Origin of the sequence: Paenibacillus koleovorans NBRC 103111, from assembly GCF_004000845.1 — a bacterium.
Lineage (GTDB): Bacteria > Bacillota > Bacilli > Paenibacillales > NBRC-103111 > Paenibacillus_AA > Paenibacillus_AA koleovorans.
Genome location: NZ_BIMA01000214.1, coordinates 1 through 3746, shown reverse-complemented (window position 1 = coordinate 3746; position 3746 = coordinate 1). Strand labels below are relative to the sequence as shown.

The following is a 3746-nucleotide window of genomic DNA, read 5'->3' as shown; positions in this document are numbered from 1 at the left end:
AACCGCCGCCAAATGACTGACCCGTTCGGTGGGAATGTTTACTACTGGTATGATGATCTGAATCGACTTTTGAGTGTTGGACAGACTCTTGAAGATGTTGATACTACCTATGAAGACCATGATGCGGAATATACCTACTTCAAGAATGGGCAGTTAAAGAAGATTCAGCAAAAGAATGGTGTATCATCAAATTTCACATATGATGGTTTCCGCCTTGATACGTTGACCCATAAGAAAATTGACGGGACAGTTCTAAACGCTTATGACTACAATTATGACAATAATGGGAACATCACGAATCGAATAGAGAATAGTTCATCTAAGAATTTCACCTACGACAATCTGAATCGAGTTGTTAATTCCGATGTCCAGTCTCAAACATTTGGCTATGATGTTCGTGGTAATCGGAACAGCTTTACAAGTGAGAACCCTTCTGAGTCAACAGATGCAACTTATGAGTATAATAGTCGTGATCAATTGGTGAAGGTAACAACTGCAACTGGAAAGATCGTTACTTACAAATACAATGGTGATGGCCTTCTTTCTGAGCGTACCGAGAATGGGGTTACTACTCGGTTGTATTATGACGGCGGTTCCGTAATTGCCGAGGGAACGGTAAGCGGTGCAACTGCTATACTTAAAGCCAGGTATATCAGAGGTATTGGACTTATTGCCCGACATGATATGAACGCTGAGAATACTTACTATCTGCACAATGGTCATGGCGATGTGGTTGAGTTGCGAGACGCAACTGGAGATACAAGACTCAACCAATATGCCTATGACATTTGGGGAAATCCACTAACTACTTCACCAGAAAGTGTGGCACAGCCGTTCCGATATAGTGGTGAGTATTGGGATAACGCTTCTTCCTTGCAGTACCTACGTTCACGATGGTACGATCCTAGCATCGGGCGATTTATGGGTGAGGATGCGTATGAAGGCGAATTAACAAATCCTCTAAGTTTGAATCTTTATACGTACGTAAGTAATAATCCGCTTCGTTATTTAGACCCTACTGGACATGAGCAATGTGAAGGAGCATATTCTTGTAGAGGGGATGGCTACTTCATTACGGACGAAAGTGGATTTGATACATTTATTAATGATAGCAACTTACAAGCCCGAATGAATAAAAATTCGGATTTATGGTGGGGAGCTTACTACACTTATAATAATTGCAGCTCGGATTCATGTAGGGACGATCAGCAAGCAACAATGGATGTGCTTCATGCTGAGAATCAAAGTATAAGAAATAATGCTTGCAGTTATGTTAATTGTTGGAATGGGCAGGCTTCATTCAATAGTAGTGGTCAGATTGTTCAATCAGTTGATGGGGTTGCAAAGGAATTTAAATTAACCTCTGGTGGAATAGTAGAATGCAATTGCTTTACTGCTGGTACTAAAGTGCTAACTATCGAAGGAGAGAAACCTATCGAGGAGATTAATGTTGGTGATGAGGTACTTTCGAAGAATGAAGAGACGGGAGAGGTTGCTCATAAAGAGGTAACCGCTACTTTTAACCATGAAACGGATGAGATTTACAACATTCATGTAGGTGGTCAGATAATTGAATCTACTTTTAATCATCCGTTTTATGTGGAGGATAAAGGATGGACTTTCGTTAAAGACCTCAAGGTTGGAGACTTACTTGTTCAGAATGATGGGGCAACACTTAAGATAGATAACATTGAACTGATGCAAACGCATGTAACAGTTTATAACATGACTGTTGATGAGTTCCATACCTATTTTGTTAGTGACCTTGGTATATGGGTGCATAATACTAATGGTGGATGTTTGGATAGAAGTTACCTAGATAATAATATGACAAAAATAGAGAACAAACCGAAGGAACTGAAAGATCCAAATGGTAATTATGCAGCTATAGCAAGAAGTAAAGGTATTACCACCTTTAATCCGAATGAGTGGAATAAATATATAGAGACATGGCAGAATGCAGATGGACAGCGAGTGGGAATCCACTCGGTAATAAACAAAACAACTGGTCATGTAATCTCAGCTAAAGGCTTTATTGTTAACCCAGATGGAACACGAGATTATTTAGATATTAAATAATGTTTATCAAACACACAGCGAGGTGAAAAAAATGGAGTCAATTCATGACGTGCTTCAAGGTAAACTAGTGTCTGTTATGCATAAGTTAGCAGAAGTAGAGCAACTATCTCGGTGGGCTGATGAGCAGTACCGATTATTATGTCGGCACGGATATGATCAATATATAAGAAATAGGTTACTAGTTGATATTTTGATGAGGTTACGTGACCTAAATGATCCTTCACTTGATGATTGGGATTATGGATTTAAGGAGAGCAATTCATCTTATTACCTTTCTGAAATTGAGGAAATAATCGAATACCTAGAAGGTAAAAGGAAATATACCGAGGTGATTTCGGTTAAAGAAAATTTGCTTGTTCTTCCAAATAATCAGTCACTACTTTTATTTCGATTTATTACTGAGTTATTAACAGATAGACGTTTGAGTGATGATGATACGGACACTTTGAGGAAATTATTAGCTTCAACCCAAGTGAATACAAGAAGTGATTATGTATTAAATGAAACAATTGTTACAATGTTGCACATCAATGAATCTCTTCAGTTTTCTAGGGATGAAATAATTTCTTATGGTGCTGTCGGTATTAGAAACCTTAACAAGGTTACTCTTCAACAAGAGAAGAAAATACTGAAAGACCTATTGGATATTATTGAAGGAAAAAGGGCATATCGCTTAAGTCTTTGTATAGTAAAGCAGGATATTTGTTTCACTAATATTTTTCCTTTATAAACGTCTCTTTTTCTTTGTTCTTGAACAAATAGCATGTACGATGATAATTATGTCACTGATCCATCAGCGGGGTATACACCTGTTGCAGTAATAAAGAATCCATCATTGTTCGACTATATTGATACAATGATGAACCAGGACCTTTCGCGGGATGAACGAGGAACCGCTGCTATCAATGTGATGGCGAGTGTTGTGGACGCTGGAAAAGCAGGAGCAATGACACTTGTAGAAGGAGTTGGAAATGTAGCTGCTAAAACAGTGAACGCTATTTCTGATAAGATTGATGATGTAGGTTCGGCAGTTAAGGGGTTTGTCAAAGGAATATTTTCAAAGACACCAAAAGTAATAGGTAATGAATTTAATCCTAATGGTCCTAGAATGCAAATGGGAGTTGATCCCAACACATTGATTGCAACAAAAGATTTGAGCACACTTTCCTCCACTAGAATGAAGGATGCAGTCAAATATGGAGGAAAGTAAGCGTGTTTTGTTAGAAGCCGGAGTATCGCCATACTCTGGCTTCGTTCTTTTTACTTGAATATGTGCGGTAGGGCACGCTGAGTCTCATTTCCGGGCTTGAAGTGGCCACTGGAAAAATCACTTCCTCCATGATGGCGCCGACCCGAAACAAGGCGGATTTTACTTGCCATGTCCAACAACTCTTGGACACCGATCCCAACGCGGAATGGATCTTTGTCGCGGATGGTTTGAACACGCACCAGTCGGAGAGCCTGGTTCGGTTGGTCGCCCGTTACTGTGGGATAGACCAGCCACTGAGAGAGTAAGGAAAGTCCGGCGTGCTGGCAACTCAACCGAGTCGCGCAGCGTTCTTGGCCGATCCTGCGCACCGCATTCGATTTGTTTACATACCGAAGCACTGTTCATGGTTAAATCAAATTGAGATTTGATTCAGTATCCTCGTCCGTCTGTGTTTTGT

4 protein-coding genes are annotated in these 3746 nt (G+C 39.9%); all 4 read left to right on the top strand.

Going from position 1 to position 3746, the window contains the following annotated elements; translation table 11 throughout:
* Positions 1-2079 (top strand): polymorphic toxin-type HINT domain-containing protein (locus PKO02S_RS31675; RefSeq protein ID WP_246067667.1); only part of this gene is annotated, 2079 nt, incomplete at its 5' end.
* Between the two features lie 31 nt (positions 2080-2110).
* Positions 2111-2809 carry a hypothetical protein gene (locus tag PKO02S_RS31670; RefSeq protein WP_127589236.1) on the top strand — a complete coding sequence of 233 codons (699 nt, stop codon included), beginning with the start codon at positions 2111-2113 and terminating at the stop codon, positions 2807-2809.
* 33 nt (positions 2810-2842) lie between these two features.
* Positions 2843-3289 carry a hypothetical protein gene (locus PKO02S_RS31665; protein WP_127589234.1) on the top strand — a complete coding sequence of 149 codons (447 nt, stop codon included), beginning with the start codon at positions 2843-2845 and terminating at the stop codon, positions 3287-3289.
* Positions 3290-3366: 77 nt separating this feature from the next.
* Complete coding sequence (locus PKO02S_RS34070) at positions 3367-3594, top strand: transposase (protein WP_127589238.1); 228 nt, start codon at positions 3367-3369, stop codon at positions 3592-3594.
* The last annotated feature ends 152 nt before the right edge of the window (positions 3595-3746 follow it).